General features: G+C 42.9%; 29 protein-coding genes and 1 riboswitch. Of the genes, 14 read left to right on the forward strand and 15 right to left on the reverse strand.

The window, feature by feature from the left end; translation table 11 throughout:
* Positions 1–5 precede the first annotated feature (5 nt).
* Positions 6–1,127 (forward strand): ribonuclease D, encoded by a 1,122-nt coding sequence (gene rnd / locus K5620_RS09345; protein ID WP_016401093.1) that lies wholly within the window; start codon positions 6–8, stop codon positions 1,125–1,127.
* On the opposite strand, the gene minE is transcribed toward rnd, so the two are convergent.
* The 3 genes from minE to minC are packed head-to-tail and all read right to left on the reverse strand — an operon-like array spanning position 1,102 to position 2,915.
* A complete protein-coding gene (gene minE / locus K5620_RS09350) occupies positions 1,102–1,365 on the reverse strand; it encodes a cell division topological specificity factor MinE (RefSeq protein ID WP_016401092.1) in 264 nt (87 codons plus the stop codon). The genes rnd and minE overlap by 26 nt on opposite strands.
* Positions 1,366–1,367: 2 nt before the next feature.
* Positions 1,368–2,180 (reverse strand): septum site-determining protein MinD, encoded by an 813-nt coding sequence (gene minD, locus K5620_RS09355; RefSeq protein ID WP_016401091.1) that lies wholly within the window; start codon positions 2,178–2,180, stop codon positions 1,368–1,370.
* 30 nt (positions 2,181–2,210) lie between these two features.
* Positions 2,211–2,915, reverse strand: a complete 705-nt coding sequence (gene minC, locus K5620_RS09360; RefSeq protein ID WP_016401090.1) for a septum site-determining protein MinC — start codon at positions 2,913–2,915, stop codon at positions 2,211–2,213.
* Positions 2,916–3,028: 113 nt separating this feature from the next.
* Here minC and K5620_RS09365 point away from each other — a divergent pair, with 113 nt between their 5' ends.
* The 4 genes from K5620_RS09365 to K5620_RS09380 are packed head-to-tail and all read left to right on the forward strand — an operon-like array spanning position 3,029 to position 5,407.
* Positions 3,029–3,316 (forward strand): YcgL domain-containing protein, encoded by a 288-nt coding sequence (locus K5620_RS09365; protein ID WP_040307002.1) that lies wholly within the window; start codon positions 3,029–3,031, stop codon positions 3,314–3,316.
* 10 nt (positions 3,317–3,326) lie between these two features.
* Positions 3,327–4,292 carry a lytic murein transglycosylase gene (locus K5620_RS09370; protein ID WP_016401088.1) on the forward strand — a complete coding sequence of 322 codons (966 nt, stop codon included), beginning with the start codon at positions 3,327–3,329 and terminating at the stop codon, positions 4,290–4,292.
* 1 nt (position 4,293) lies between these two features.
* The gene (locus tag K5620_RS09375) at positions 4,294–4,959 is read left to right on the forward strand and encodes a fumarylacetoacetate hydrolase family protein (protein WP_016401087.1); all 666 of its coding nucleotides are present in this window, start codon (positions 4,294–4,296) and stop codon (positions 4,957–4,959) included.
* Positions 4,952–5,407: a YcgN family cysteine cluster protein gene (locus tag K5620_RS09380; protein WP_016401086.1), complete on the forward strand. Its 456-nt coding sequence runs from the start codon at positions 4,952–4,954 to the stop codon at positions 5,405–5,407. Before K5620_RS09375 ends, K5620_RS09380 begins: the two co-directional genes overlap by 8 nt.
* A gap of 55 nt (positions 5,408–5,462) precedes the next feature.
* Here K5620_RS09380 and dsbB read toward each other — a convergent pair whose 3' ends face one another.
* Positions 5,463–5,972 (reverse strand): disulfide bond formation protein DsbB, encoded by a 510-nt coding sequence (gene dsbB, locus K5620_RS09385; protein ID WP_016401085.1) that lies wholly within the window; start codon positions 5,970–5,972, stop codon positions 5,463–5,465.
* A 51-nt stretch (positions 5,973–6,023) separates the two neighbouring features.
* Complete coding sequence (nhaB, locus tag K5620_RS09390; protein ID WP_016401084.1) at positions 6,024–7,595, reverse strand: Na(+)/H(+) antiporter NhaB; 1,572 nt, start codon at positions 7,593–7,595, stop codon at positions 6,024–6,026.
* 246 nt (positions 7,596–7,841) lie between these two features.
* Between nhaB and fadR the strand changes: the two genes are divergently transcribed.
* A complete protein-coding gene (fadR, locus tag K5620_RS09395) occupies positions 7,842–8,558 on the forward strand; it encodes a fatty acid metabolism transcriptional regulator FadR (RefSeq protein ID WP_016401083.1) in 717 nt (238 codons plus the stop codon).
* 49 nt (positions 8,559–8,607) lie between these two features.
* Here the strand turns inward: fadR and K5620_RS09400 are convergent, their stop codons facing one another.
* From K5620_RS09400 to K5620_RS09410, 3 genes are all read right to left on the reverse strand, one after another.
* Positions 8,608–8,967 (reverse strand): glutaredoxin family protein, encoded by a 360-nt coding sequence (locus tag K5620_RS09400; RefSeq protein WP_016401082.1) that lies wholly within the window; start codon positions 8,965–8,967, stop codon positions 8,608–8,610.
* A 64-nt stretch (positions 8,968–9,031) separates the two neighbouring features.
* Positions 9,032–9,586 carry a TMEM165/GDT1 family protein gene (locus K5620_RS09405; protein ID WP_016401081.1) on the reverse strand — a complete coding sequence of 185 codons (555 nt, stop codon included), beginning with the start codon at positions 9,584–9,586 and terminating at the stop codon, positions 9,032–9,034.
* A 12-nt stretch (positions 9,587–9,598) separates the two neighbouring features.
* Positions 9,599–9,765, reverse strand: a riboswitch (yybP-ykoY riboswitch).
* Positions 9,766–9,808: 43 nt separating this feature from the next.
* Positions 9,809–10,141, reverse strand: coding sequence for a translation initiation factor (locus tag K5620_RS09410; RefSeq protein ID WP_016401080.1), 333 nt, complete (start codon positions 10,139–10,141; stop codon positions 9,809–9,811).
* A gap of 201 nt (positions 10,142–10,342) precedes the next feature.
* Between K5620_RS09410 and K5620_RS09415 the strand changes: the two genes are divergently transcribed.
* Genes K5620_RS09415 through K5620_RS09425 form a run of 3 tightly spaced genes read left to right on the forward strand, consistent with a single transcriptional unit; the run spans position 10,343 to position 13,048 of the window.
* Entirely contained in the window at positions 10,343–10,570 is a 228-nt protein-coding gene (locus K5620_RS09415; RefSeq protein WP_016401079.1) for a FeoA family protein, read from the forward strand.
* The gene (gene feoB, locus K5620_RS09420; RefSeq protein WP_016401078.1) at positions 10,567–12,825 is read left to right on the forward strand and encodes a Fe(2+) transporter permease subunit FeoB; all 2,259 of its coding nucleotides are present in this window, start codon (positions 10,567–10,569) and stop codon (positions 12,823–12,825) included. Before K5620_RS09415 ends, feoB begins: the two co-directional genes overlap by 4 nt.
* Positions 12,806–13,048 (forward strand): FeoC-like transcriptional regulator, encoded by a 243-nt coding sequence (locus K5620_RS09425; RefSeq protein ID WP_016401077.1) that lies wholly within the window; start codon positions 12,806–12,808, stop codon positions 13,046–13,048. Before feoB ends, K5620_RS09425 begins: the two co-directional genes overlap by 20 nt.
* A 128-nt stretch (positions 13,049–13,176) precedes the next feature.
* Here K5620_RS09425 and K5620_RS09430 read toward each other — a convergent pair whose 3' ends face one another.
* The 4 genes from K5620_RS09430 to nagB form a co-directional block, all read right to left on the reverse strand.
* Entirely contained in the window at positions 13,177–14,715 is a 1,539-nt protein-coding gene (locus K5620_RS09430) for an EAL domain-containing protein (protein WP_215426366.1), read from the reverse strand.
* A gap of 117 nt (positions 14,716–14,832) precedes the next feature.
* Positions 14,833–16,050: an ROK family protein gene (locus K5620_RS09435; protein WP_016401075.1), complete on the reverse strand. Its 1,218-nt coding sequence runs from the start codon at positions 16,048–16,050 to the stop codon at positions 14,833–14,835.
* A gap of 8 nt (positions 16,051–16,058) precedes the next feature.
* Positions 16,059–17,195 (reverse strand): N-acetylglucosamine-6-phosphate deacetylase, encoded by a 1,137-nt coding sequence (gene nagA, locus K5620_RS09440; protein ID WP_246612321.1) that lies wholly within the window; start codon positions 17,193–17,195, stop codon positions 16,059–16,061.
* 9 nt (positions 17,196–17,204) lie between these two features.
* A complete protein-coding gene (gene nagB / locus K5620_RS09445) occupies positions 17,205–18,002 on the reverse strand; it encodes a glucosamine-6-phosphate deaminase (protein ID WP_016401073.1) in 798 nt (265 codons plus the stop codon).
* A gap of 284 nt (positions 18,003–18,286) precedes the next feature.
* On the opposite strand from nagB, the gene nagE reads away from it, so the two are divergent.
* Positions 18,287–19,729, forward strand: coding sequence for an N-acetylglucosamine-specific PTS transporter subunit IIBC (gene nagE / locus K5620_RS09450; protein WP_016401072.1), 1,443 nt, complete (start codon positions 18,287–18,289; stop codon positions 19,727–19,729).
* A gap of 117 nt (positions 19,730–19,846) precedes the next feature.
* Here nagE and K5620_RS09455 read toward each other — a convergent pair whose 3' ends face one another.
* A complete protein-coding gene (locus K5620_RS09455; protein WP_016401071.1) occupies positions 19,847–20,317 on the reverse strand; it encodes a CreA family protein in 471 nt (156 codons plus the stop codon).
* 168 nt (positions 20,318–20,485) lie between these two features.
* Here K5620_RS09455 and K5620_RS09460 point away from each other — a divergent pair, with 168 nt between their 5' ends.
* The 3 genes from K5620_RS09460 to K5620_RS09470 all read left to right on the forward strand — a co-directional run bounded on the left by K5620_RS09460 (position 20,486) and on the right by K5620_RS09470 (position 22,367).
* Positions 20,486–20,881, forward strand: coding sequence for a cupin domain-containing protein (locus K5620_RS09460; protein ID WP_016401070.1), 396 nt, complete (start codon positions 20,486–20,488; stop codon positions 20,879–20,881).
* 36 nt (positions 20,882–20,917) lie between these two features.
* Positions 20,918–21,724: a helix-turn-helix transcriptional regulator gene (locus K5620_RS09465; protein WP_016401069.1), complete on the forward strand. Its 807-nt coding sequence runs from the start codon at positions 20,918–20,920 to the stop codon at positions 21,722–21,724.
* A gap of 142 nt (positions 21,725–21,866) precedes the next feature.
* Entirely contained in the window at positions 21,867–22,367 is a 501-nt protein-coding gene (locus K5620_RS09470) for a YbhB/YbcL family Raf kinase inhibitor-like protein (RefSeq protein ID WP_246612322.1), read from the forward strand.
* 67 nt (positions 22,368–22,434) lie between these two features.
* On the opposite strand, the gene K5620_RS09475 is transcribed toward K5620_RS09470, so the two are convergent.
* Positions 22,435–23,130: a glutathione S-transferase family protein gene (locus K5620_RS09475; protein ID WP_016401067.1), complete on the reverse strand. Its 696-nt coding sequence runs from the start codon at positions 23,128–23,130 to the stop codon at positions 22,435–22,437.
* A 311-nt stretch (positions 23,131–23,441) separates the two neighbouring features.
* Between K5620_RS09475 and K5620_RS09480 the strand changes: the two genes are divergently transcribed.
* Positions 23,442–24,032 (forward strand): hypothetical protein, encoded by a 591-nt coding sequence (locus K5620_RS09480; RefSeq protein WP_215426365.1) that lies wholly within the window; start codon positions 23,442–23,444, stop codon positions 24,030–24,032.
* 75 nt (positions 24,033–24,107) lie between these two features.
* Here the strand turns inward: K5620_RS09480 and rhtB are convergent, their stop codons facing one another.
* Entirely contained in the window at positions 24,108–24,725 is a 618-nt protein-coding gene (gene rhtB, locus K5620_RS09485) for a homoserine/homoserine lactone efflux protein (RefSeq protein WP_016401065.1), read from the reverse strand.
* Positions 24,726–24,750: the final 25 nt, after the last annotated feature.

The raw sequence follows: 24,750 nt of genomic DNA on the forward strand, positions 1-24,750 counted from the left end.
TAATTTTGGCAGACGTAAACTTCGATATGATAGAAACAGAGGCGCAACTTGCGCCTCTGTTGCGTTTTTTAAATGAGCAAAAGGCAATGGTACTTGCCATTGACACAGAGTTTGTTCGTACTCGTACTTACTACGCTCAGCTTGGTTTACTGCAAATCTTTGATGGTCAACAATGCTATTTGATTGATCCACTCAAAGTAGAAATGGCGCCCTTGTGGGAAGCATTGGCCAAGCACCACTGGGTACTTCACGCCTTTAGTGAAGATCTAGAAATCATTCAGCGTGTGAGCGGCAAGTTTGGTCTTAGTGTATTTGATACGCAAGTTGGGGCCGCTTTTCTAGGTCACGGTATTAGCTTGGGTTATCAGCGCTTTATTGATACAGAGTTGGACATTCAATTAGACAAAGGCGAATCGCGTACCGACTGGTTAGCACGTCCGTTACGTTCTTCTCAATTGGAATATGCGGCCTTAGATGTTATCTACCTCTTACCTGCGTATTTAAAGATTCAACAACAGCTTAAAGATGAAGGGCGGTTTGATGCGGCGCTTGAAGAAAGTGCACGTTTAGCTGCGCTTAAAAAGCGAGTGTTTAATCAAGACGAAGCTTATAAAGATATTAAGAATGCTTGGAAGCTAAATCCGCAGCAACTAGCTGTTTTACAGGTATTAGCGCGTTGGCGCGCCCAACAAGCTGCTAGCCGAGACTTAGCCATTAACAATGTTGTTCATGGCGACAGTTTATGGGCTTTGGCGCGTTATCAGCCAAGTACTATGGAACAACTTCAGCGCCTTGGTTTGCCACCGCAAGAATTGCGGATACATGGGCAGCGCTTATTAAAGTTAGTTAAACAAGGGCAGCAGACTAAAACCGTAGATTTTCCCCAGGCCATTAAACGTATTGTTGATTACCCAGATTACAAGAAAACTATTCAAGAGCTTAAAAAAGTAGTGGCTAAAGTTGCCGAAGAATCAGGCTTACCAGAAGATGTATTGGCGAGTAAGAAAATGCTTAATCAGTATTTGTCTTGGCTTTGGAAAGAAGACCGGCAAGCAGCGGAGTTACCTCTTTTACTTACCGGTTGGCGTCAGCCTTTATTTGCTAATCACGTTGCTCAGGAAGCGTAATATTTAGCTCAAGTACGCTTATATCTTCGCTCTTGTTGTCCAAGCTAACATTCACTTGGTCTGAGTTAATATCTACGTACTTTTTAATTACTTCAATAATGTCTTGCTTCATCGCAGGCAAGTAATCAGGCCCACTGCGTTGTCCACGTTCGTGGGCAACAATAATTTGCAGTCGTTCTTTGGCGGTTGCCGCCGTTTTAGACTGTTTTGACGTTCGAAAGTAGTCTAAAAGAGACATTGTTATCCTCCAAATATACGGCTAAATAGGCCTTTCTTTTGTTCTTCTAAAAAGCGGAAATCTACACTTTCACCAATTAAACGGCTTACCGCATCGTCGTAAGCTAAACCTGCATCGCTTTCGCTGTCTAAAATCACTGGTTCACCCGAGTTTGACGCTTTTAGCACAGCTGGAGATTCAGGAATCACTCCAAGCAAAGGAATAGCCAGAATGTCTTGCACGTCTTCAACACTTAACATATCGCCACGGTTTACCCTTTCTGGGTTGTAGCGAGTTAATAGTAGGTGTTCTTTAACCGGCTCTTTGCCTTGTTCGGCACGTTTTGATTTGCTGGCCAACATGCCCAAAATTCGGTCTGAATCTCGCACTGAAGAAACTTCTGGGTTAGTTGTTACAATCGCTTCATCGGCGAAGTACAAAGCCATGATTGCACCGGTTTCGATACCAGCTGGCGAATCACAAACAATGTAGTCGAAACCTTGTTCGGCTAAATCGTCTAATACTTTTTCCACGCCTTCTTTAGTTAACGCGTCTTTATCGCGAGTTTGCGATGCTGGCAAAATGTATAGGTTGTCGGTGCGCTTATCTTTAATCAACGATTGATTAAGATTAGATTCGCCCTTAATTACGTTAACAAAATCGTAAACGACTCGACGTTCACAACCCATAATTAAATCGAGGTTACGTAAGCCAATATCAAAATCGATGATTACTGTTTTAAAACCTTTGATGGCGAGACCAGTACCAATAGCAGCACTGGAGGTTGTTTTACCTACGCCACCTTTTCCTGAGGTTACAACGATAATCTTAGCCATTATCTTTCCTTTATAAATTCGTTAACGGGGTTAACTTAAATTACCAAATACGATTTGCTGGTCTTCTATTTGAATGCATTGCGGAGAATCGGCATGCTCGCCGATTTGCTCATGCAGCATATAAACACCAGCAATTGAAATAAGTTCTGCTTGCAAGTTTTGGCAGAAAATCTTGCTGTCTTTTCTACCACTTGCGCCAGCGATGGCTCGGCCTCTTAACGCGCCGTATATATGTATGTTGCCATCTGCGATTACTTCGGCTCCATTTCCTACGGAGCCAATCACTACTAAGTCGGTATTTTGTGCATAAATTTGTTGGCCAGAGCGAATTTGGCCGCGAACAATTTTACTGGGAACTACCGAAGGAGCAGCGGGAGGAGTGGGGGCTTTTTCTTCTGTTGGTTTGCTTGGTTTAGCAGTAGCTTGTTGCGAGCCACTGGTCATCACAGCCAAGCCGGCAGCACGAGCTGCGGTTTTTTGCTCAGCGGTTTTACAGCCAGTTACACCCACTAATACAAAGTCTTGAGCTTCAACTACTTCTTTAAGTTGGTCGAAGTCAAACGCATCATCCACTTCACTAATATTTACTACGATAGGAGCACAATTGAAGAACTGCGGGGCTTGTGCCACCTTCTCCATAAGTTTGTTATTTAATGACGTTAAATCATTTTTTCCTAAGTAAACGACTGAAAGGGTAAAGTTTGTCCCTTTAAACTCTATTTCCTGTCCGGACATGAACAGCGGATTCCTTTTTACATTTGTATACGAGCGATGACGCTACACCATATATTCTGATATAGTCTGCGTTTTAGCATAACCTGATCAGTGCCTAGGATACTAACATTTTCATGTTCTGTGCAGTCTATAAAAGTCTCAAAAAACAGCAAACTTATCTCTATATTGAGAAGAAAGACGATTTTTCGAAAGTTCCGGCCTCGTTAATTGAATTAATGGGCGCTAAGGAGCTAGTTATGTTGGTGCCTAAACGACCAACAAAAGATTTTGCTAGTGTAAAAATCGACGCCATAGAAGCCGCGTTTAAGGAACAAGGCTACTATTTACAACTACCACCACCTCCAGAGAATTATCTTAAACAGCATTTGGCCGCCCAGGCTAAAGCTAAAAATAAACAATAAGGGGACGTTAGTGAAAAAAATTATCAGTGCGGTGCTCTTCTCGGCTGCCTTCTCGTTACACGCTGAACCGGGCTTTGATAACTACGTTGAACAACTTAAATTAGAAGCGGCAGAGCAGGGAATATCTCAGCAAACCATTGATGCAGCTTTTGCTAATACTAAATTTTACCAACGTGCGGTAAAGGCAGATAAGCAGCAACCTGAGTTTAAACTTACTTTAGACACATACTTGCCGCGAGCCGTTCCCGATTGGAAGGTGCAACAAGCGCGTGCTTTATACAAAAAACATTACCCTTTGCTAAAAGAGATAGAAAAAAAGTATAAGGTGCAGCCTCGCTTTATTATTGCCTTATGGGGAGTAGAGTCTAACTTTGGTAAGTTTACCGGCAACTACAATGTAGTGTCGGCGCTTTCAACCATGTCTTTTGAAGGGCGTCGCGAAGCGTTTTTCAAGAAAGAACTGATGAATGCGCTTCGTATTTTAGATGCCGGACATATTGAGCCGAACAAAATGAAAGGCTCTTGGGCCGGCGCAATGGGCCAAGTGCAGTTTATGCCAAGCTCGTTTCTCGCTTACGCGCAAGATTTTGACGGCGATGGGAATAGCGATATTTGGAACAATACCGCCGACGCCTTAGCCTCTGCTGCAAATTATTTGGCGCAAAGTGGCTGGAGTGATGATCTAACCTGGGGGCGCCAAGTTCAGCTTCCTAAAGATTATGATGTCAGCAATTCTGGATTAAAAATCACTAAAACTTTAGCGGAATGGCAAGCTCTAGGTGTTCGCCGTTACGACGGCAGCGATTTACCTACACGTGATATTAGCGCTTCAATTGTTCAACCTGATGATGCGCAAGGCCGTGCCTACCTCGCTTATGATAACTATCGGGTGCTAATGAAATGGAATCGTTCACACTATTTCGTAGCAGCGGTTGGCACCTTGGCTGATCGTATTTCTTACCCACCGGTGTTTTGATATGTATCAGCATGTTGATAACGAAGGCAAAGCTATACCACTAAGGCCTAGCAAAGCCGTATGTGTTGGGCAAAATTATGTTGCACATATGCAAGAGATGGGCGGCGCTCCGGTAAAACAAGCAGTGTTGTTTAACAAGCCGCCTAGTGCCTTTGTAAGTTTTGATAATGGTGTTGCTATTCCCAAAGGTTTGGGAGCTGTGCACTATGAGTTAGAGCTAGCATTGTTAATTAGCAAGCCGCTAAAAAATGCCTCTAAAGCTGAGCTAAATGATGCAGTTTGGGGTTACGCTGCGGCCTTAGATTTAACCCTTCGAGATATTCAGCTAGAGCTAAAGCAACGTGGTCACCCTTGGGAGCGAGCCAAAGCTTTTGATCAAAGCTGTGTGCTTAGCGCCTTTAAACCAATTACTTGCTTAAGTGAATTAGCCGACGTTAGCTTGCAGCTAAAACAAAATGGTGCAGTAAAACAGCAGGGCAGTAGTCAACAAATGATCCGCACCATTGAGATGTTGTTAATTGAAGCCTCTCAGTGCTTTAGTCTACAAGCGGGGGATGTGTTACTTACTGGCACTCCTGCAGGTGTTGGTCCTTTAGAAGCTGGAGATAAACTAGCATTAACCGTTGCCGATATAGAGTTAGAAACAGAGGTTGTAATAAGTGAGTGAAGTAAGATTTTGGGAAACCAAAACCTTGGCGCAGATGAATGCCCAAGAATGGGAGTCATTGTGTGACGGCTGCGGAAAATGTTGTTTGTCGAAGTTGATAGACGAAGACACCGATGAGCTCTATTACACCAACATCGCTTGTGTATTGCTTAATAGTAAAAGCTGTCGATGCAGTGATTATGAAAACCGTTTTGCTAAAGTACCCGACTGCGTAAAAATAAGCTTAGATGATATTGATGCCTTTCATTGGCTGCCGCCAAGTTGCGCTTATAAGCGTTTGATTGAAGGTAAACCTTTGCCACAATGGCATCCACTACTTAATAAAGGCAAAGCCTCTGAGATGCATAAACGAGGAGCATCGGTACGCGGTAAAATTGTTTGCGAAACGCAATTAACTGGTCCTTCTCAAGATTATATTGTGCGTTGGCCTTTAGATGAATGTGAGTAGTTCTGGTTATTGGCACAAATAAAAAGCCCGCTTAAAGCGGGCTTTTTAATGCGAGTTATTTTTTGCGCCATTGTAGGCCAAAGAAAATTACACCTGCAGCTAAGAACACCGCAAATATCAAGATTAGCCACTGTGGCATAGACCAACCTAAGAACATCCATGAAATTTTGTCACAGAAGCCTGTTGGGTTAAATAACCAAGGTACCCACTTATCTAATGGCGCCCATTCCGGAAAGTTAGCGAAGAAGTCACAAGTCGCGAATGGGTTAGGGTTCATTTGATAATCGGTGTGAGTAATAGCCAGCTGCAAGCCCCAAGCTGCGCTTACTATCCACATTCCAAATGCTGTTAAGCGAATAATAAGGTTTTGTGGGGCTATCCATCCAATGAGGCCCGCGAACATTAAGCCAAACATGGCTACACGCTCATAAATACACATAACACAAGGGTCGAGCTTCATTACGTGTTGGAAGAATAAGGCACACAATTCTAGTGATAAGCTACCAATAAAAAGCAGAAACCAAGGTTTACGTTGGTACGGCATGCTGCTTAAAAAGTTGAGCATAATCAGAAACTCCGATAAAAAAAGGCGATGCAAGCATCGCCGTTTTTATTTTTAATGTCCAGCAGAAACCGCCGATGCCGCTCCTGCAACGTGATGGCTGATCCAACCCATATCGTAGAAGTATTGAGTCGCAGGAATAAGCGCGTATTCCACACACAACAAACCAACACCAGCAAGTACAAAGGTGTAAGGCAGCGCCATCCAAACCATGCGGCCGTAAGATAAGCGTAATAATGGAGCTAACGACGACGTAAGTAAGAATAAGAAGGCCGCTTGACCGTTTGGCGTGGCAACCGACGGTAGGTTAGTACCAGTGTTAATCGCAACCGCTAACATGTCGAATTGATCTCGGGTGATTTGTCCTTCCAACCAAGCTGTTTTTACTTCGTTGATGTAAACCGTGCCCACAAATACATTGTCACTGACCATCGACAGCAAGCCGTTTGCAATATAGAAAGCAACTAGTTGGCCTTCGTTTTCAATCGACAACACCCAGTGAATCACTGGTTTAAATAGTTCTAAGTCAATAATTACCGCAACAATAGAGAAAAACACCGCTAACAAGGCAGTAAATGGCAGGGCCTCTTCAAAGGCTTTACCTAGCTGATGCTCTTCGGTAATGCCGGTAAATGAAGTAGCAAGAATAATCACCGATAAACCAATTAAGCCAACAGCGGCTAGGTGTAATGCAAGACCAATGATTAACCATACTGCAATAACCGCTTGAACAATCAGTTTTGCACGGTCACGGTTAGTGCGTTTTTGATCTTCGTGTTTATCGTAGTCGGTAAGAATTTGGCGAACATTTACTGGTAGCTGGCTACCGTAGCCAAACTTGCCAATTTTTTCTAACGCAAAACAAGTAATCAAACCACATACTAAAACAGGCAGGGATACCGGTGCCATTCTCAGGAAGAACTCGAAGAACTGCCAGCTAGACTGGTCTGCAATGATCAGGTTTTGCGGTTCACCTACCATAGTACATACGCCACCTAATGCGGTACCTACACCCGCATGCATCATTAAGCTACGTAAGAATGCGCGAAAGCCTTCTAAGTCATCACTGCTTAAGTCATCGCCAGTGTGGTCATGTTTTTGGTGAAAATCTTTGCCAGATGCCACTTTGTGGTAAATGCTGTAGAAGCCAATCGCTACGCTAATGACTACAGCAATTACGGTTAAGGCATCTAAGAAGGCTGATAAAAAGGCGCCGGCTGCACAAAAGGCTAAAGACAAAATGGCTTTGTCTTTAATTTTGATTAGCATCTTGGTGAAAACAAACAACAGCAGTTGTTTCATGAAGAAAATACCGGCCACCATGAAAATCAATAGCAGCACTACTTCGAAGTTGGCGACTAATTCATGTTTAACGGTTTCAGAGGATGTCATGCCTATTGCTACTGCTTCAATGGCTAGCAAGCCACCCGGCTGAAGCGGGTAACATTTTAACGCCATCGCAAGAGTAAAAATAAATTCGATAACTAGTAACCAACCTGCAGCAAACGGGTTGATATAGAAAACGATGGGGTTAATGATTAGAAATAAAACAATGGCTTTTTTATACCACAAAGGTGCATTGCCAAGAAAATTCTTAGCAAAAGCACTAGAAAGACTAGTATTCATCCTGAAATCTCATTGTTGTTCAAATGGCAGGTCGAGTTTCCCCTACGAAAACTCGTGCGCGATTGTATGTGATCTCACGCGGCTTTGGTAGTTGAACAACCGAAAATATCAAATTTATTCAAGTGTCGATAAAAATAGTCAAGAGATTTTCAAATTTGGAGGTTTGAGCTCAAACCACTTGCTTTAGCTTTAGTTAATGGTTTGTTATTATCGATACAATAAAAACGAAAATAGACTGAGTAAATAATGGTAATTAAAGCAAAAAGTCCAGCGGGATTCGCAGAACAATACATCATTGAATCTATCTGGAATAACCGTTTTGCTCCTGGCACAATTTTACCCGCCGAAAGAGAATTATCTGAGTTAATAGGTGTAACCCGCACCACCTTGCGTGAAGTGCTTCAACGATTAGCGCGAGATGGATGGTTAACTATTCAGCACGGCAAACCCACTAAGGTGAACAACTTTTGGGAAACCGCAGGGCTGAATATTTTGGAAACTTTAGCCCGTTTAGATACCGATGGTGTGCCAGAGTTGTTTGAGCAACTGCTATCAGCAAGAACCAACATTAGTGTGATTTTTATTCGTGGTGCCCTAAAAAACAATCCCGAGAAAAGTCGCCAACTTATCGAGCAATACAAACAACTTGAGCAAACTGGCGAAGCTTATGCTGAGTTTGATTATCAAGTGTTACACGGCTTATCTTTTGCGTCGGGCAATCCTTTATACGCGCTTATTTTAAATGGCTTTAGAGGTATGTATCAAAGCGTTGGTAAATACTACTTTGACGACCCTCAAGCACGCACCTTAGTTGATAATTTCTATCAAGAGCTAATCACCTTGGCCGATAGCGGCGAACACGATAAAGCGCTGCAAGTAGTGCGTAGTTACGGTATTGCTACTAGTGAAGTGTGGAAGCGCCTGCGTGAAACCATGCCAAGTGATATTATGGAAGCAGACTAAGTTTTTGCAGCTAATAGTAAAAAGCTCCGCATTGCGGAGCTTTTTGGTTTTAGGCTACCTTGGCTTCTAGGTAGTTAATGATATCGTTAGACTCGTATAACCATTCTACTTGGTCGCCATCTTCAATGCGTAAACAAGGCACTTTTCTTGAACCGCCTTGGGCCACCAACTCTTCAAGATATTCTGGCTGCGCCTTAATATCGCGTAAGCCAATACTTATTCCATTACGTTTCATCGAGCGACGTACTTTTACGCAAAATGGGCAAGCCGGCAGCTGATAAAGGTGTAAACCTTGGGTTTTTTGATCAATGACAGCCTGCTCCTCAGCACTTCTTTTTACGCCCTTAGGCGAAAATACTGCGTTAAGTAACAATATAATGCGGCCTAAAATCCAACGAACTAGTTTCATTATTACAACCTTGCTAACAATTTGCGGCTGAGTTTAACACAATCAGTGCTCAGCAAAAGCCTTACTAAAACACCAATGTAGTAATGCCCAGCACCAAAAACAAAATAGCAGTAACACGATGAATTAGAGTCATAGGCAATTTCTCTACGCCAAGCTTACCCAGCAGCACTACTGGCACGTTGGCTAGGCACATTCCGATGGTAGTGCCGGTAATTACCATAAACATTGAGTCATACTTGGCTGCTAAAATCACAGTCGCAACCTGGGTTTTGTCACCAATCTCGGCAATAAAAAACAAGATGAGCGAGGCCAAAAAGGGGCCGTATTTGAGTAGCTTGTTATCGTCTTCATCTATTTTGTCTGGCACTAACACCCAAAGCGCCATGGCAATAAATGAGAAGCCAACTAACCAACGTAAAATCTCAGGGTTTAGCCATTGCTGCACTAACGAGCCAAACCAAGCAGCAGCTGCATGGTTAAGTAGAGTTGCAATAATAATACCGGCAATAATTGGCAGAGGTTTTTTGAATTTGCAGGCGAGCAGAAGAGCAAGCAGTTGAGTTTTATCGCCTATCTCGGCAATGGCTACGGCAGTAATTGAAGTGAATAAAGCTTCCATTGGATTTCTTGTATGAGGCGAGCGAATAAACCAATGCACACAACGCAGCTCACCTCTTTATGGCGTTAATGTGCATTTGGTCTTGCTAGGCCAATAAAGGCTGCATTTACCATAGTGATGAGCACTAAGTATGTTGATAAATGCCCCATACCTTATTGATATGGGCAGCTACTCCCCAAAAGCGCGCTGAATATACCCAAAAGCCCTACTAAAGGCAATGGTTTAGCCGCCGATGCGTTTAGTTTTGTAGTCTTTCTGCTTAAGCCAAACCTCTAGCTTGTCGCGTTGGTCACCTTGGATCTCGATAACGTAATCTTTTACGCTGCCACCTACGCCGCAATGTTTTTTCATATCTTTACATAAGGTTTTTAATTCTGCTTCGGCTAAACCAAAGCCAGTTAAGCAGGTAACCCCTTTGCCTTTTCTACCTTTAGTTTCTCTACGCAGCTTAATAGTACCGTCTGTTTCAGGCACTTGTTCAGCTTGCTGCTCTGGTTCAATGCGGCCTTGGTCTGTTGAGTAAACCAGTTGCGAAAGTTGGTCTTTGAATGACATCTTCAATCTACCTTATACCTAAGTTGTGCTGATGGTAGCGTATTTATTCAGGCGGTTTCAAAAAATAGCGATAAATATTTCTCACAAAAATACAAAGCTATCTATAAGCGTTTGATTTAGATCAACACGGAACAGTGATGTGTGTCGCACAATGAAATCAAATGAAAATCATTATTATTTAGACTTAGGTATGGAGGTTCCATGTCATTGGATGAAATAGCCACTGGTCAAAAGGCGCAAATATTGAGCTTAAATGGCTTACCGCGCACAATGCGCAAAAAGCTTATGTCGTTGGGTATTTTACCTAATACGACCTTAACCATTGTAAGGCGCGCTCCACTTGGGGATCCTATCCAAGTATCTGCACCTGGAATCAACCTTGCCCTAAGTAATGGCCAAGCAAAAGCGATTGAGGTGGATAGTCTATGAACAAACATATGATAGCCACCGTAGGTAATCCTAATAGCGGTAAAAGTACCTTGTTTAACGCTTTAACCGGCAGTAAACAAAAAGTAGGTAACTTTAGCGGGATAACTGTAGACAAAAAGTCTGGCTGGATCCGCCAAGCCGACTGGCAAGCAGAAGTTGTAGACTTACCCGGTGTGTACAACATTGACCCGCAGCTTGATAAAAGCTCATTAGATGAACGAATTGCTTGTGAGTTTTTGCAGTCTGAGCCACTAGACCTAGTAATTAATGTGATTGATGCCAGCGCTGTGGAGCGTAGCCTATATTTAAGCATTCAGCTTAAGGAGCTTGGCTTACCAGTGGTGTTGGTGCTAAATAAAATGGACACAGCTAAAGCTAAGCTACTTAATATTAAGGTGAAGCAGTTTAGCGAACAGTTTAATTTGCCTGTGGTGTGCTTGTCAGCCACCTCTAAAAAGCAAGTGAATGACTTTAAGCGCAACTTGCCAAAATTAATGGAGCAAGCCCAGCAAGCTCCCGCTTTAAGCTTGGAATACCCAACGGAAATTGAAGCCTTTACCACCGAGTGGCAGCAAAAGCTTGGCTTAAACAAAGGGCAAGTTCTGCGTTTAATTGAGCATGATCCATGGTTAACCGAGCAACTAGACCCTGATTTACAGCTAGAGGTGGGCCAAGCGCTGGGTCAATTTACAACAACTGACGTTGATTTAGAGCTCGCTGATAGCCGCTATAGCTTTATCTACCAACTTACCCAAAGCTGTATCAGTAAAAAAGGCCAGCTAAGCCGCGATTATTCCGAGCTACTGGACAAAGTATTGCTTAACCGTTGGGTTGGTATTCCGGCCTTTTTAGGTGTTATGTACTTAATGTTCATGTTTGCCATTAACGGTGGCGCGGTGTTTATCGATTTTTTCGATATTACAGCGGGTACTATTTTTGTTGATGGCGTGAGCGAACTGTTAGCCAGTGTTGGTGCGCCAGAATGGGCGAGCATTGTATTGGCTAGTGGTGTAGGGGTAGGCATACAAACCGTAGCAACCTTTATTCCTGTAATTGCTTGTTTGTATCTGTTTTTAGCCTTGTTAGAAAGCTCAGGTTACTTAGCGCGTGCAGCCTTCGTTGTAGACCGCGCTATGCAAGTTATCGGCTTACCTGGTAAAGCATTTGTGCCAATGCTAATGGGCTTTGGTTGTACCGTGCCGGCCATTATGGCTACTCGAGTACTAGAAAAACACCGTGAACGGGTGCTTACCTCAGCAATGAGCCCGTTTATGTCTTGTGGTGCACGTTTACCCGTATATGCCTTGTTTGTTGCAGCGTTTTTCCCCGAGCAAGGGCAGAACATGGTGTTTGCTTTGTATATTGTGGGCATTATCGCTGCGATTATTACCGGTTTGCTGCTTAAGTACACTCTGCTACCTGGCACAGCTCAAGACTCTGTATTAGAGCTGCCAGACTATCAGTTCCCAACAGTGTTTGGGGTACTATTGCTTACTTGGCAAAAAGTGCGAGGCTTTATTGTTGGCGCCGGTAAAACCATTGTTTTAGTGGTAGCGATATTAAGTGTTCTTAATCACGTTGGTACCGGCGGTGAGTTGGATGCTGAAGGTCAAGAGCACTCGATATTATCCCGCGCTAGTCAGTTTGTTACGCCGGTATTTGGCCCCATGGGCATCGAGCAAGATAACTGGCCAGCCACTGTAGGAATTGTAACCGGCCTGTTTGCTAAAGAAGCGGTAATTGGCACCTTAAACAGTCTATATGCAGATCCCGAAGAAGAGGCTGAAGCATGGACTTACTTAGGCCGTTTCCAAGAAGCCGGTCAAAGCATTGTCGATAACTTTAACGACCTTAATTATGGCGATCCCCTGGGCATTGCTATTGAAGAAGCTGAAGATGTAGCTAGCGCTGCTGAAATCAATGAAGTAGATCTAGGCACTATGTCACAGTTGTCTCAACACTTTAGCCAAGCTTCAGCTGTATCGTTTATGTTGTTCATTTTGTTGTACATGCCTTGTGCAGCGGCAATGGGCGCTTTGGTCAAAGAGCTTGGACTAAAATGGGCAAGATTGATTGGCGTATGGTCGACCTTGTTAGCTTATTGCACCGCAACTATTTATTACCAAGCGGCAACATGGCAACAAACACCCATTTCAGGCAGTGTATTGTTATTGGCAATGGTGATTGTACTAAGTGTTTGGGTACTGTTCTTAAAGCGTCAAAAGGCAGAGCACTATGATACTACAAGCGCTTAAAAGCTATATTGAAGAGAACCCTGGTGTGTTGTTAAACCAAGTCGCTAAGCATTTTTCGCTTAGCGATGACGCCGCGCTAGCTATGCTTCAACCATGGGTTAAGCGCCATAAGTTGCGAGTTGTTAAACTCGGCTCATGTAATAAAGGCTGTGGTTGTAGCGCTAGCGAAGAGCAGTGGCAGCTTTACTGGCAAAATGACAATAGCATTGGCGTAACCTGTTAAATCTATACCCAAACTTAGACCAAAAAAGGACAGCAGTAAGTTGTCCTTTTTTTGTGGCTATTTTAATTGCTGTACCAAAGCAACTAAGTTGAAGTTATCTATCTTAGCCTGTTATATAAGTTAATCGCTTATTCTGGCTTGTTGGTGCGTTGGTAAGCTTCGATAAACTGCTTCACTGGCATTGGTTTGCCAAACATCCAGCCTTGACCATATTCAACACCTAAATCTTCTAACACTTTGCTCTGCATAATATTTTCTATGCCTTCGGCAATTACTTTTAAGTCAGACTTATGAGCAATATCTACCATGTGTGGCACTAGCGAAGAGCGGATAGAGCCAGCTTCTAAATCAAATACAAAGCTTTTGTCTATTTTTAAGTATTGGCAGCGAAAGTTTTTTAGTTGAGCAAGGTTAGAGTAGCCGGTACCAAAGTCGTCAATGGCAACTTCAAAACCTTGTTTAATGACTTGGTTTATATTTTGGTTTGCTACTAGGCTGTCTAGTTGCAAGTCTTCGGTTATCTCTAAGGTTATGTTGCCTGCGAAGTCTTTTACCTCTTGTAAGTTTTTTAACTCGTTGATGTTGTTGTTTTCAACGTCATTAGGGAAAATATTAAAACTAATTTTGCAATCACTTTGGATTACACCGCTGGCTTGCAAGTCCTTTAGCGCATTTTTCATCACCAATAAAGTAAACGGCCAAGTGAGTTTTAAGGCTCGGATCTCACCAATAAATTGGTCTGGATAAAGCTCGCCAAGCGGGTCCTTAAAGCGCGCCAATACCTCACCGCCAATCACTCGTTTGGTTTTTAAGTCCACCAAAGGTTGAATTTGGTAATAAAAATGCTTTTTACGTAAACCTCGACGAAGTCGAGCGTTGGTGCTGCTGTGACGCTTAAATAATGTTTCGGAGCAGATGCTTGCCAAAATCCCAAAGGCAAGGCTGAACATTAACGAGAAGAATAAAAACCAAGTTTTGTTTTTAATAAGCGTGTAATTGTAAAGGCTTAGGGCGATACAAAAATCGTAGTTTTCACTACAGCTGTGAAAATAGTGATAGTTGTCGGTGACTTCCTCATAAACCAAGGTGTCGGTGTCTTTATATATACCTTGGGTGCCGGTGAGGTGAATGGCATTTTCTCTCCTGTTCGACACTAACTCCCATTGATTATCACCATATTCGAGCGGCGCAAAGGTACTGTTATCGATCACCACATTAAAGTCGCCCCTGCGAATCACCACTCCAGAGTGCAGGTAATCAAATATGATGAGCTGTGTATTAAGCCAAATATCAAAGCCTAGTGAGGTAGAAAAAGATGGAGGATCTAAAGCTACTGGCTCTTCGAGTAAGCCGCCAACACTAGTACAAAGAAGGTGATCGTCTTCTAGTAAACCCACATCGCGAATATAACTACTTAAGTATACTGTTTGGCGCATCTTAGTGAGGGAAGCTTCGCTACAATCATTTATATCTAGTTTTTCAAGGTCGTCTAAAGCTTGAAGGGAATCATAAATAACTGTTTGAGTCAGAGAAATAGTATTGTGGGCGTAGCGGCGTTGGCTTTCACTAATATCTGCTGAAAGCAGCATTAAGGCAATGTAAACCATCAGAGCGCAGGTGAAAAATCCGCTGCTGATTACAACGGTTCGAGGTGAGAATATCCGCATTAACCAATCCTTTTGCATAGACCTCACAAGTAAAGCATAAAAACATCAATCATTCCTATGCTTTACAGTGTTTTAAGTTCCATTTTCTAGATTAGTTATTGGGCTATATTTGAATGCTTATTCCGGCTTCTGATTGATTAAGCGGATTAACAGGCTGCCGTCGAGTAGGGCACGCTTTACGAGTGCCAGGCCACCAATGGTCGGATTATTTTGAAAGTGTGCCGCTTGCACTGGCAAGGCATCAGCAAAAGAGCTTAAGGCTTGATGCTGAATGCATTGTTTGATGGTGGGTAATAAAATGTCTTCAGCGGCCATTATTTCACCCGCTAAAACAATTTTTTGTGGGTGAAACAGGTTAATGGCAATCGCAATGCTGCTGCCCAATACAGTGGCAACTCGTTGCAGTACTTGTCGGCATAACATGTCGCCTTGTTTCGCCGCAAAACATACGTCTTCAATGGTAAAGCCGGCTTCCAGAATACTTGGGCTACCTTGCTCAATTAGCGCTTGCAAACGAGCGACAATGGCGGTGTTAGATACAATGGTTTCCAGGCAACCAACATTACCACACTGGCATTTCTGACCTAATGGATCGACTTGAATATGCCCAATTTCGCCAACATCGCGGTGTTGGCTCATAAATACCTGACCATTAACAATGATGCCCGCGCTAGTACCGCTGTGCACAGTAATCAGTATCGAGTCTAAACAGTCTTTGGTCGCGCCAAAGTAATGTTCGGCTAAAGCCATCGCGCGAGTGTCGTTACCGATATAAGCGGGTAAACCAAAACGGCTCTCTATCATTTCACCTAATGGGCAATCGCGTAGTTGGTAATGTGGGGTATAAACCACAATGCCTTCACCGGGATTAACTAAGCCTGACAAGGTTACGGCTACCGCAATAAGCTGCTTTTGTTCACTAACATGCTGTTCAATAAAGTCGGCGATTTTGTCGAGTAACTCTTGGGTTAACGGATCTTGCTCAAGTTCGTTTACTGAGAGTTTGTCGTGGGCATGAGATACACCGCTTAAATCAAACAGTGAAATATCTAAAGCTCCGCGACCCAATCGTACCGAGATAAAGTAATAACTGCCTTGCTCTGCCATTAAAGAAATAGCGCGACGACCTCCGGTGGAGGCTTGTTGGGCAACTTCTTTAATTAAGCCTGTTGCTAGCAGTTGGCGGGTAATTTTTGTCACACTGGCGGGCGCTAGTTGGCTCTGCTCCGCAATTTTCACCCGCGAGATTGGTCCTTGTTGGTCAATCATGCCATATACTGCGGCAGTATTTACCTGCTTAACTTTATCTACATTTACGATTAATTTGTCATTCATCTTTTTGATTAAAACTGAGTCAATTGGCCATCGCTAATTGCAAGGGTGACATTAAAGTCTTGATCAAATGCGGTTAAGTTTGCGGCGTAACCTGCCTTGATTCTGCCTAAGTCGTGATCCCTGTTAATAGCGGTTGCTGGGTACAAAGAAGCCATTCTTAAACTGTCTCGAAGAGATAAACCTACTGATTGTACGCAGTTTTTTACTGCTTCAATCATGGTTAAAGCAGAACCGCCGAGTGTACCATCATCACCAAAGCAAATCCCATCTTGAACTGTGATCTTACGTCCAACAAAATCAAAGCTGCTTATATCAGCGCCAGCTGCAGCGGTTGCGTCACTAACTAAACATAGCTTGTGGCGCAATAATCGTTTTGCGATGCGCACATTGGCGTTTGACACATGGTGGCCATCTACGATGATTCCTGCGTAGAGGTTGTGGTCAAATATAGCGCCAAGTACACCTGGCTCTCGCCCGGTCATTGGGCTCATGGCATTAAACAAATGAGTGGCAAAGCCAGCCCCGGCATTAATGGCATCGCTTGCTTGCTGGTAGTTTGCGTTGGTATGGCCTAAAGAGACCAATATGCCTGCTTCTTTAAGTGCGGAGATACTAGATAGCTCAACCTGCTCAGGCGCAAGGGTAACCTTTTTAACTGCGTCATGATTGTCGAGCAAAAAGCGTAATCGTTGTTGGTTAAGTTGGCGGATCAGCTTTTCGCTATGAATGCCTTTTTTATCAACACTTAAGTAGGGGCCTTCTAAGTGAAGACCTAAGTTAACTGTGCCGCTATTTTTGCTGTGTTCTCTAGAAACGTTAACCGCTTGCTCCATATCCTCATCATTGGTGGTGATAAGGGTTGGCATGAAGTTAGTCGCACCACTTTTTAAATTAGTTTGATGCATACGCTCTAAGTTGGTGCTAGAGAAGTCGCCATTAAGCATTACGCCGCCACAGCCGTTTAGCTGTAGGTCGATAAAACCGGGGCAAAGTACCGAGCCATTTAAGTCTATGCTGCTAATCTGTGGCGATACTTGTTGGTTAGGCACCACTGAACTGATTTTGTTGTTATCAACAAGCACCGAATAGCCGTTTAGCAATTCACAACCATCAAACACTAGTGCATTGGTTAGGGCGTACATCATTGGCTTATCCTAAATATTCTTGATGTTTTCGGCTTCCAGTTCATGAAAGTAACGTACTGTTTTTACTTTCAATTCCATAGTGGAAGGTTGGTCACATACTATCATCGCTTTAGGATGAAGTTGTAGGGCAGAAATAGTCCAAAGGTGGTTTACGCTGCCTTCTACCGCGGCTTCTAGCGCTTGGGCTTTGTTGTGTCCGGTCACCAATATAAGAATTTCTTCTGAATCAAGTAGAGTTCCCACTCCTACCGTAAGCGCCAGTTTTGGCACTTGCTCTAAGCTGTCGAAGAAGCGTGAATTAACCATACGGGTATCTTCGGTAAGGGTTTTAACCCGCGTTCTAGAGGCCAAAGACGATGCAGGTTCGTTAAAAGCGATATGCCCGTCAACACCTACGCCACCCATAAACAAGTTTATTTTTCCGTATTGTTTAATTTTAGCTTCGTATCTGGCGCATTCTGCTTCTAAGTCTTCGGCGTTACCGTCGAGCAAGTTAATGTTTTCTGCTGGTATGTCTATCTGCGAGAAAAAATTGTTGTGCATAAAGCTGTAGTAGCTTTCTGGATGGTCACTAGGGATCCCAACATATTCATCCATATTAAACGTTACAACGTGCTCAAAACTTAGTTCACCCTGTTTATGCAGCTCTATTAAGTGTTGATAAGTAGCTAGCGGTGTACCTCCAGTAGGGCAACCTAATACAAATGGGCGCTCGGCCGTAGGCTTATAGGACTTAATTTTCTCCGCGATATAAAGGGCAGACCATCGTCCTACTTGGTTTTTGTCGAGTAATGGTATTAATCTCATGATCGTTCTCCACTAAATTTAGGCTTAGTTTAGCAATATAATTCTCTTTGAAAAATAAGTTTTCGATATTTTGTGATAAATAGCCTGTTTTAGTCTCTGTTGTTCGTGTCTGTGTCACATTTTTGCGGTTCTTTATTTGCGTGTGAATTTTTATTATTTACACTGCGAATTAAGTTCTTGGCGGATCATTAATCAACCAAATAACCAATGATGCACCAAGCTCGAATAGGCAAACGCTACTGGAAAATTGAACTTGGTTATTAATAACCATAACGAGGGATACTATGTTTAGCTATTTACAAAAAATTGGTCGAGCCTTAATGGTGCCCGTTGCTGTGCTACCAGCAGCAGCCATTTTAATGGGAATAGGTTATTGGATTGATCCGAACGGCTGGGGCGGTAATAGCGCGCTGGCTGCATTTTTGATTAAATCTGGCGCTGCTATTATCGACAACATGTCGGTACTGTTTGCTATTGGTATTGCCTATGGTATGTCTCGTGACAAAGACGGTGCTGCTGCGCTAGCCGGTTTTGTTGGCTACATGGTAATAACCACTTTGCTTTCTCCGGGAGCCGTAGAGCAAATTGGCTTGGTAACGCTAAATGACGCAAGCACACTGGCGTTTTCTAAAATCGAAAACCAATTTGTAGGTATTATCAGCGGTATTATGGCGGCCGAGCTGTATAACCGTTTTTATCAAGTTGAGCTGCATAAAGCGTTGTCCTTCTTTAGTGGTAAGCGCTTAGTTCCTATTCTTACCTCGGTAGCCGGTATTGTGGTGGCCTTTGTATTAATGTACCTGTGGCCGCTAATTTTTGGTGGCCTAGTTACTTTTGGTGAGAGTATTACTGGTATGGGATCGGTAGGCGCGGGTATCTACGGCTTCTTTAACCGCTTACTCATTCCAATTGGCCTTCACCATGCACTAAATGCTGTGTTCTGGTTCGATATGGCCGGCATTAACGATTTAGGCAAGTTCTTGAGTGTTGCTTCTGATGCTGTGCCTGGAGAAACAGGCCGTTACATGGCGGGCTTCTTCCCGATTATGATGTTTGGATTACCAGGGGCGGCGCTAGCTATCTATCACACCGCTAAAGCTGAGAACAAAACTAAAGTTGCATCAATTATGATTGCCGCTGCTACAGCTTCGTTCTTTACCGGTGTAACAGAGCCGCTCGAGTTCGCCTTTATGTTTGTAGCTCCAGTACTCTACGTTGTACATGCCTTACTTACTGGTATCTCGGTGTTTATTGCTGCGTCAATGCAATGGATGGCGGGCTTTGGCTTTAGTGCTGGTTTGGTTGATATGGTGCTGTCATCACGTAATCCACTTGCTACCAACTGGTACATGCTGATTCCACAAGGCTTTGTTTTCTTTGCTGTTTACTACTTTGTTTTCAAAACAATGATCATCAAAATGAACCTAAAAACGCCGGGGCGTGAAGATGCAACTGAAGAGGAAGCTAGCTTAAGCGTAGGAGGTTCGCACAGCGATACAGCAGATTTAGTACTAACCATGTTAGGTGGTACCGACAATGTAGTGCTAGTTGATAACTGCGCAACGCGTCTTCGTTTAGAAGTGAAAGATAGTGACCAAGTAAATGTAAATGAACTTAAAAAACATGTACCTGGCGTTATTATTCCAAGTAAAACGGCGGTACAAGTGGTGATTGGTCCACACGTAGAATTTGTTGCCAATGAGTTGAAGCTATTGGCGGCCAAATAAAAGAACAAAGAAAAGAGCAAAAAAAAGCAGTCGTCCTTAACTGCTATTGTAGTGATAGTGTTTGGCCCTCATTAGAGGGCCTTTTTTGTTACTATTTTATATTGATTTTGATATTGGTTACTGAGTTATAGCAGCCGGTTCGGCATAGGCTTTGGTTCCCCATAGCGGTACTGTAGACAAGCTATGTTTGTAACTGCCCGATGTTTCTTTGGTTGAGTAAGACAAATACATTAGGGTTTGTGATTCTTCATCAAAAATTCGGCGTATTTTGAGTGATTTAAACAAAATGCTTTTCGACTTTTTAAACACCACTTCACCAGATTTGCTTTTATCAATGTTAGCTAACATCGCCGGGGTGATTTCGCCAGTTTGGCGACAGGATATAGACATATCGCTAGGGTCTGCAAAGTCTAGATCGGCTTCTACATTAGCTATGTGACAGGTCACTCCGTCGATTAACGGATCCTTCAATACGCTGATTTTAATGTCTTTGGTGGTAAGTAAGCCTAAAGATACATCGGCGACTTCATTGCTATCACAAGCAGTGAGTAGGGCGCAGGCCAGAATGGTACTAAGGATCTTTTTCATAAAATCACTTCTTTAATTTATGTCTCGTTACAGTATCTTAGTACGCTACTAAGCTTGGACGCATTTAGCAAATAACGTTAATTGCTATTAACTTACAGTAGCTGCACATTTCATGATGTTATGCACTTTCTAGCGAAGCTAGATTTGGCAGCTTTTCAAGGAACAATTATGTCTATAAAAGTGGTCACCTTGTCGGAAGCATTTAAACAACTTCGTTTTGCAAGTGAGCGTCGGCCGGAGTCTACAGCACAAGACTTAGCTGGCGCATTTTCTGAGTTATCTGCATATCGCAATGGCGGCATCTACATTGGCCATTATGCTGGCAATAGCGAATGGGAGCGCCACTCAGAAGGTGATGAAATTGTTCAAATTATCAAAGGCTCTACCTCGCTTATTTTGTTACAGGAAGAGGGAGAACAGCGTATCGCGCTAAGTGCAGGGCAGTTAGCGGTGGTTCCGCAAAATCAATGGCACCGCTTTGAAACACCCGAAGCGGTAAAAGTAATGACGGTAACGCCTCAACCAACCGATCACCAGGTAACTAAGCCAACCTTCAGCCAATAAGCTTGCTTGCGAATTAATTAAACAAGGATGCCAGCAATGGATAAACTGCTTTTTAGTATTAGAAAAGCGATGCAACAATCTAGTGATTTGCCCTTTTCGGTTTACTCCTCGGTGTTAGAACAGCAATTGCACAATGTACCTATTAGCAAACCCTTGTTGATTGTGGTGTTAAGCGGAGACAAGCAACTTGGGGGCGACAATAAAATTAATTGTCCGGCCGACCATTTTATTTTTCTGTCGGACAGCCCAGCCATAAATATGCGAAATATTCCGAAAGCTAAGTTGTATTTCGCTTTGTTAATTGAGTTTGATTACCAAGATTTTGAAGAGTTGCCCATTGGAGAGCAGCCGGATAAAGACTACTTTGCAGACAAAATACCAGTCCCATTAAGGCAAAGTTTACAACAGTTTGTTGAATGCAGTAGTTGGGCAAATCAGCAGATATTGTCTTTAAGGAAGCGAGAAATATTGGCCTTACTTTATCACCTTGGTTATCAACAAGTGGCTATGATGCGAAGCAAAAACAAAGTATCGCATCGGCTGCACGAGTTGTTTACGAAAAGTGGTTTTAAAGATTTATCAACCACAGCCATTTGTGAAAAGCTTGCGATGAGCGAATCTACATTACGCCGTAAGCTCAAGCTTGAAGGTAGCAGTGTACAATCAATTAAAGATCGTTCTCGTATGAGCTTGGCTCTGCATTTATTACAAACCAGTGTCGAGCCGATAGGTTTAATAGCAGAGCAGTGTGGGTACCACTCGCAATCTCGATTTACCGACAAATTTAAAGCACACTTCGGCCTAACCCCTCGAGAATTAAGAAAAACCAGAATGAACGAATAAGGCGATAACTTGACGGTTTTTGCGCTAATTATGTAATTAGGTAAGTTCTAAGATAATCCCTCATTATTTGTTTAAGAGGTTTATTATGAGAGCGTTATCTGCCGCAACAGTTTTCTTTTCACTAATCGGGTGCAACATGGCTATGGCTGAGAGTCTTAGTTTGTCGAGTAATGACATTAGCCATGGAGAGTTAATGAGCAAGCAGCAAGAGTTTGTCGGGTTTGGTTGTACTGGGGGGAATATGTCACCGCAGCTTTCCTGGAAAAATCCACCTAAAGGCACTAAAAGCTTTGCCATTACTGCCTATGATCCAGATGCACCTACCGGAAGTGGCTGGTGGCATTGGCAGGTGGTTAATATCCCTCTAAGTACCCGTTCCTTGGCAACTAATGCCGGCAGTGTCGAATCTGAGATACTGCCTAGTGGTAGCCGTCAGATTGAGAACGACTATGGTGTTGAGGCATTTGGCGGAGCTTGCCCTCCAAAAGGACATGGTATGCATCGCTACCGATTTACCTTGCATGCCTTATCGGTTGAAAAACTAGATTTACCAACAAGAGCTTCGGGGGCCTTGGCCGGGTATATGATTAATGCCAATACCTTAGAGTCGAGCACCATTGAAGCTTTATACCAGCGTGAATAATCGGGCTTGTTTGCTGCACCGTTGCTCTTAGCTATGAACCTAAGAGCAAAGATTAATGCGACCCTCGCTAACTGGCGGTAAGATCCACAGGTTCCCCCTTAGCTTTGCTTTTGCTATAGCCTGCTAGATAAGTATTAGTAAGATAGAAGTTGCTAAATTGCTCTTCAAAATCTTGCGCAACACTTGCCACAGCAATGCCTGTAGCTAACAAGTTGAGTTGCCAAGCTTGGACTTTGGGTAAGCCTTCTAATAAGTCGAAGCCTGTTTTTCGTTTGATAATGTCTGCGCGGTGCAGCAGCGGTAGCCAAGCGATATCAACTTTACTTACATGGTTAGACTTAAAGAACACCGTTGTTCCAGACAAATTTTCTTCTACTTTGCTAAAGGCTTTAATTAGTTTTTCACTGCGTTCTTCAAAGGTGGTTTTGTCTTTGCTGCTCATTGTGCCGCACTGGGTTAAATAGTGCTTTGAACCTAAGTAACTCCATGCTCGGTCTATGGCTCGCTGCTCGTTAGTAACATCAGCTTCTATGGAACCAAATTCATCTTCGATGTATTCAATAATGGCGTCTGACTCAAATAACGCAGTATTGTTTTCTGTCACTAGAACGGGAACTTGCCCATTAGGTGAAATATCTAAAAACCACTGCGGTTTGTCTTTCAAGCTAATGTATTCAATCTCGTAAGCTATGTTTTTAGTTTCTAAAGCTGCAGTGACGCGCTGAACAAATGGGCAAATTTTAAAGCTAACAATTTTAATCATGATGTTCTCATCGTATTGGTGAATTACTTATAAGACGAACCTGATGAGAAAAAGACGAATTTTCTTCGCTATCTATTTAGGTACACCAAAAGACTAGTTTTAAACTTATGCCGCCCATTGCTGATTTTTGCTTCGAATCAACGGTTAAGTATTGAAAACGAGCCGTTTGCTTAACATGGACTCAACTTAAACCTTAATTAAATTAGGGGTTTATCTCCTATATGAGTTTGAAATAACGACTTGCTCAACAGTCTTTTTAGTTTAGTATGTCGGGCTGAAATGGAAGTCGTACCCTGTTAAATGGACCTTATATGCTGAATAGAATGAAATATACGCTACTCGTTTTTGCTGCTGTGCTTGGATTAACGCAGCAAGCCCATGCTGGGTTTATTGTTTATACCGATCGAGCTGCATTTGAAAATGCTGCTGGTGCCGAGTTAGCCTTTGAAGGATTTAATGATCCTGCTTTGCTGAACGAAGACTTAACGATTAGTGCGAACCGTTATAGAAGCACTAGTAGTTTAGTTAGTGAGGGTGCAAAAGCCCTTAGTATTTTTGAATCAAATACTTTCACCGTTGAATTTGAACACGATGTGTTTGCACTTGGCTTTGATTTGAACGAACTTAACTCATCTCATTTGGATTATTTGGATAGTGCAGGCCACATTATCGATGAAGCGCTAAAGATTACCGATGTGTGGTATGAAAGTACCTTTTTCGGCTTGATTAGTGATACAGCGTTAAGATCCTTTTCATTGGTTGGATCAGGGAGTAGTTCAGCGGTTTACGGTTTTGACGCGCTTTCTTATACCGCAGCAACACCTGTACCGACTCCGCCTACCTGGCCATTAATGTTGGTTGGTTTAAGTTTGGTGTTGTTACGTTGTTATAAACGTACTTAATTGATTGCTTCTCTCGCTTTTTTAAAAAAAAAGACGCTTCATAGCGTCTTTTTTATTGTTTGACGGACATACTTACTAGCGTTCTACGCGAGCCAGCGCAATGCCCATCATTACAAACAGCGAGCCAAATACACGATTTTGCAAGGCTACAAACTTCGCCTTTCCTAACCAAGGCTTTACCGCTGACGCTAAGGTGGCATAACTAAACATCACGGCGCAATCAATCATTACCACTGTTACCCCTAAAAGCAGGTACTGGCCTGTCATATCTTGGGTTGGATTAACAAACTGCGGTAAAAATGCCGCAAGAAAAATAATTGATTTTGGGTTCATTAAGTTAACGATAAACCCTTGTTTGATAAGCTGTGAACTGGTTTTATTTGCCACTTCTTTTCCTGTTAGTGCTACTGATTTCTCAAAGAATTTACTAATGCCTAAATAAAGAAGGTAGGCTGCGCCTAGATACTTTACTACGGTAAACGCTATCGCCGAAGACGCTAACAATGCGCCTAAACCAATAGACACAATAAGTAGATGAGTAACCAAAGCGAGCTGTAAGCCAGCTATGTTTTTACATGCCTGTTTAAAACCACCACTTAATGAATGGCTAATAGTGGCTACTGTGCCAGCTCCCGGAGAAATACTAAATACAATACAAGCGGCTACAAAGGTGAGCCATACACTGAGCAACATGGGGAAATCCTTGTAAAGAAGCCCT

The sequence above is a fragment of the Agarivorans albus genome (genome assembly GCF_019670105.1).
Classification (GTDB): domain Bacteria; phylum Pseudomonadota; class Gammaproteobacteria; order Enterobacterales; family Celerinatantimonadaceae; genus Agarivorans; species Agarivorans albus.

Bases quoted from the DNA above. Each gene is read 5' to 3' on its own strand.
- minE (WP_016401092.1), bottom strand. From the start codon at position 1,365: ATGTCTCTTTTAGACTACTTTCGAACGTCAAAACAGTCTAAAACGGCG.
- minD (WP_016401091.1), bottom strand. From the start codon at position 2,180: ATGGCTAAGATTATCGTTGTAACCTCAGGAAAAGGTGGCGTAGGTAAA.
- minC (WP_016401090.1), bottom strand. From the start codon at position 2,915: ATGTCCGGACAGGAAATAGAGTTTAAAGGGACAAACTTTACCCTTTCA.
- K5620_RS09365 (WP_040307002.1), top strand. From the start codon at position 3,029: ATGTTCTGTGCAGTCTATAAAAGTCTCAAAAAACAGCAAACTTATCTC.
- K5620_RS09375 (WP_016401087.1), top strand. From the start codon at position 4,294: ATGTATCAGCATGTTGATAACGAAGGCAAAGCTATACCACTAAGGCCT.
- dsbB (WP_016401085.1), bottom strand. From the start codon at position 5,972: ATGCTCAACTTTTTAAGCAGCATGCCGTACCAACGTAAACCTTGGTTT.
- nhaB (WP_016401084.1), bottom strand. From the start codon at position 7,595: ATGAATACTAGTCTTTCTAGTGCTTTTGCTAAGAATTTTCTTGGCAAT.
- fadR (WP_016401083.1), top strand. From the start codon at position 7,842: ATGGTAATTAAAGCAAAAAGTCCAGCGGGATTCGCAGAACAATACATC.
- K5620_RS09400 (WP_016401082.1), bottom strand. From the start codon at position 8,967: ATGAAACTAGTTCGTTGGATTTTAGGCCGCATTATATTGTTACTTAAC.
- K5620_RS09405 (WP_016401081.1), bottom strand. From the start codon at position 9,586: ATGGAAGCTTTATTCACTTCAATTACTGCCGTAGCCATTGCCGAGATA.
- K5620_RS09410 (WP_016401080.1), bottom strand. From the start codon at position 10,141: ATGTCATTCAAAGACCAACTTTCGCAACTGGTTTACTCAACAGACCAA.
- K5620_RS09415 (WP_016401079.1), top strand. From the start codon at position 10,343: ATGTCATTGGATGAAATAGCCACTGGTCAAAAGGCGCAAATATTGAGC.
- feoB (WP_016401078.1), top strand. From the start codon at position 10,567: ATGAACAAACATATGATAGCCACCGTAGGTAATCCTAATAGCGGTAAA.
- K5620_RS09425 (WP_016401077.1), top strand. From the start codon at position 12,806: ATGATACTACAAGCGCTTAAAAGCTATATTGAAGAGAACCCTGGTGTG.
- K5620_RS09430 (WP_215426366.1), bottom strand. From the start codon at position 14,715: ATGCGGATATTCTCACCTCGAACCGTTGTAATCAGCAGCGGATTTTTC.
- K5620_RS09435 (WP_016401075.1), bottom strand. From the start codon at position 16,050: ATGAATGACAAATTAATCGTAAATGTAGATAAAGTTAAGCAGGTAAAT.
- nagA (WP_246612321.1), bottom strand. From the start codon at position 17,195: ATGATGTACGCCCTAACCAATGCACTAGTGTTTGATGGTTGTGAATTG.
- nagB (WP_016401073.1), bottom strand. From the start codon at position 18,002: ATGAGATTAATACCATTACTCGACAAAAACCAAGTAGGACGATGGTCT.
- nagE (WP_016401072.1), top strand. From the start codon at position 18,287: ATGTTTAGCTATTTACAAAAAATTGGTCGAGCCTTAATGGTGCCCGTT.
- K5620_RS09455 (WP_016401071.1), bottom strand. From the start codon at position 20,317: ATGAAAAAGATCCTTAGTACCATTCTGGCCTGCGCCCTACTCACTGCT.
- K5620_RS09460 (WP_016401070.1), top strand. From the start codon at position 20,486: ATGTCTATAAAAGTGGTCACCTTGTCGGAAGCATTTAAACAACTTCGT.
- K5620_RS09465 (WP_016401069.1), top strand. From the start codon at position 20,918: ATGGATAAACTGCTTTTTAGTATTAGAAAAGCGATGCAACAATCTAGT.
- K5620_RS09470 (WP_246612322.1), top strand. From the start codon at position 21,867: ATGGCTGAGAGTCTTAGTTTGTCGAGTAATGACATTAGCCATGGAGAG.
- K5620_RS09475 (WP_016401067.1), bottom strand. From the start codon at position 23,130: ATGATTAAAATTGTTAGCTTTAAAATTTGCCCATTTGTTCAGCGCGTC.
- K5620_RS09480 (WP_215426365.1), top strand. From the start codon at position 23,442: ATGCTGAATAGAATGAAATATACGCTACTCGTTTTTGCTGCTGTGCTT.
- rhtB (WP_016401065.1), bottom strand. From the start codon at position 24,725: ATGTTGCTCAGTGTATGGCTCACCTTTGTAGCCGCTTGTATTGTATTT.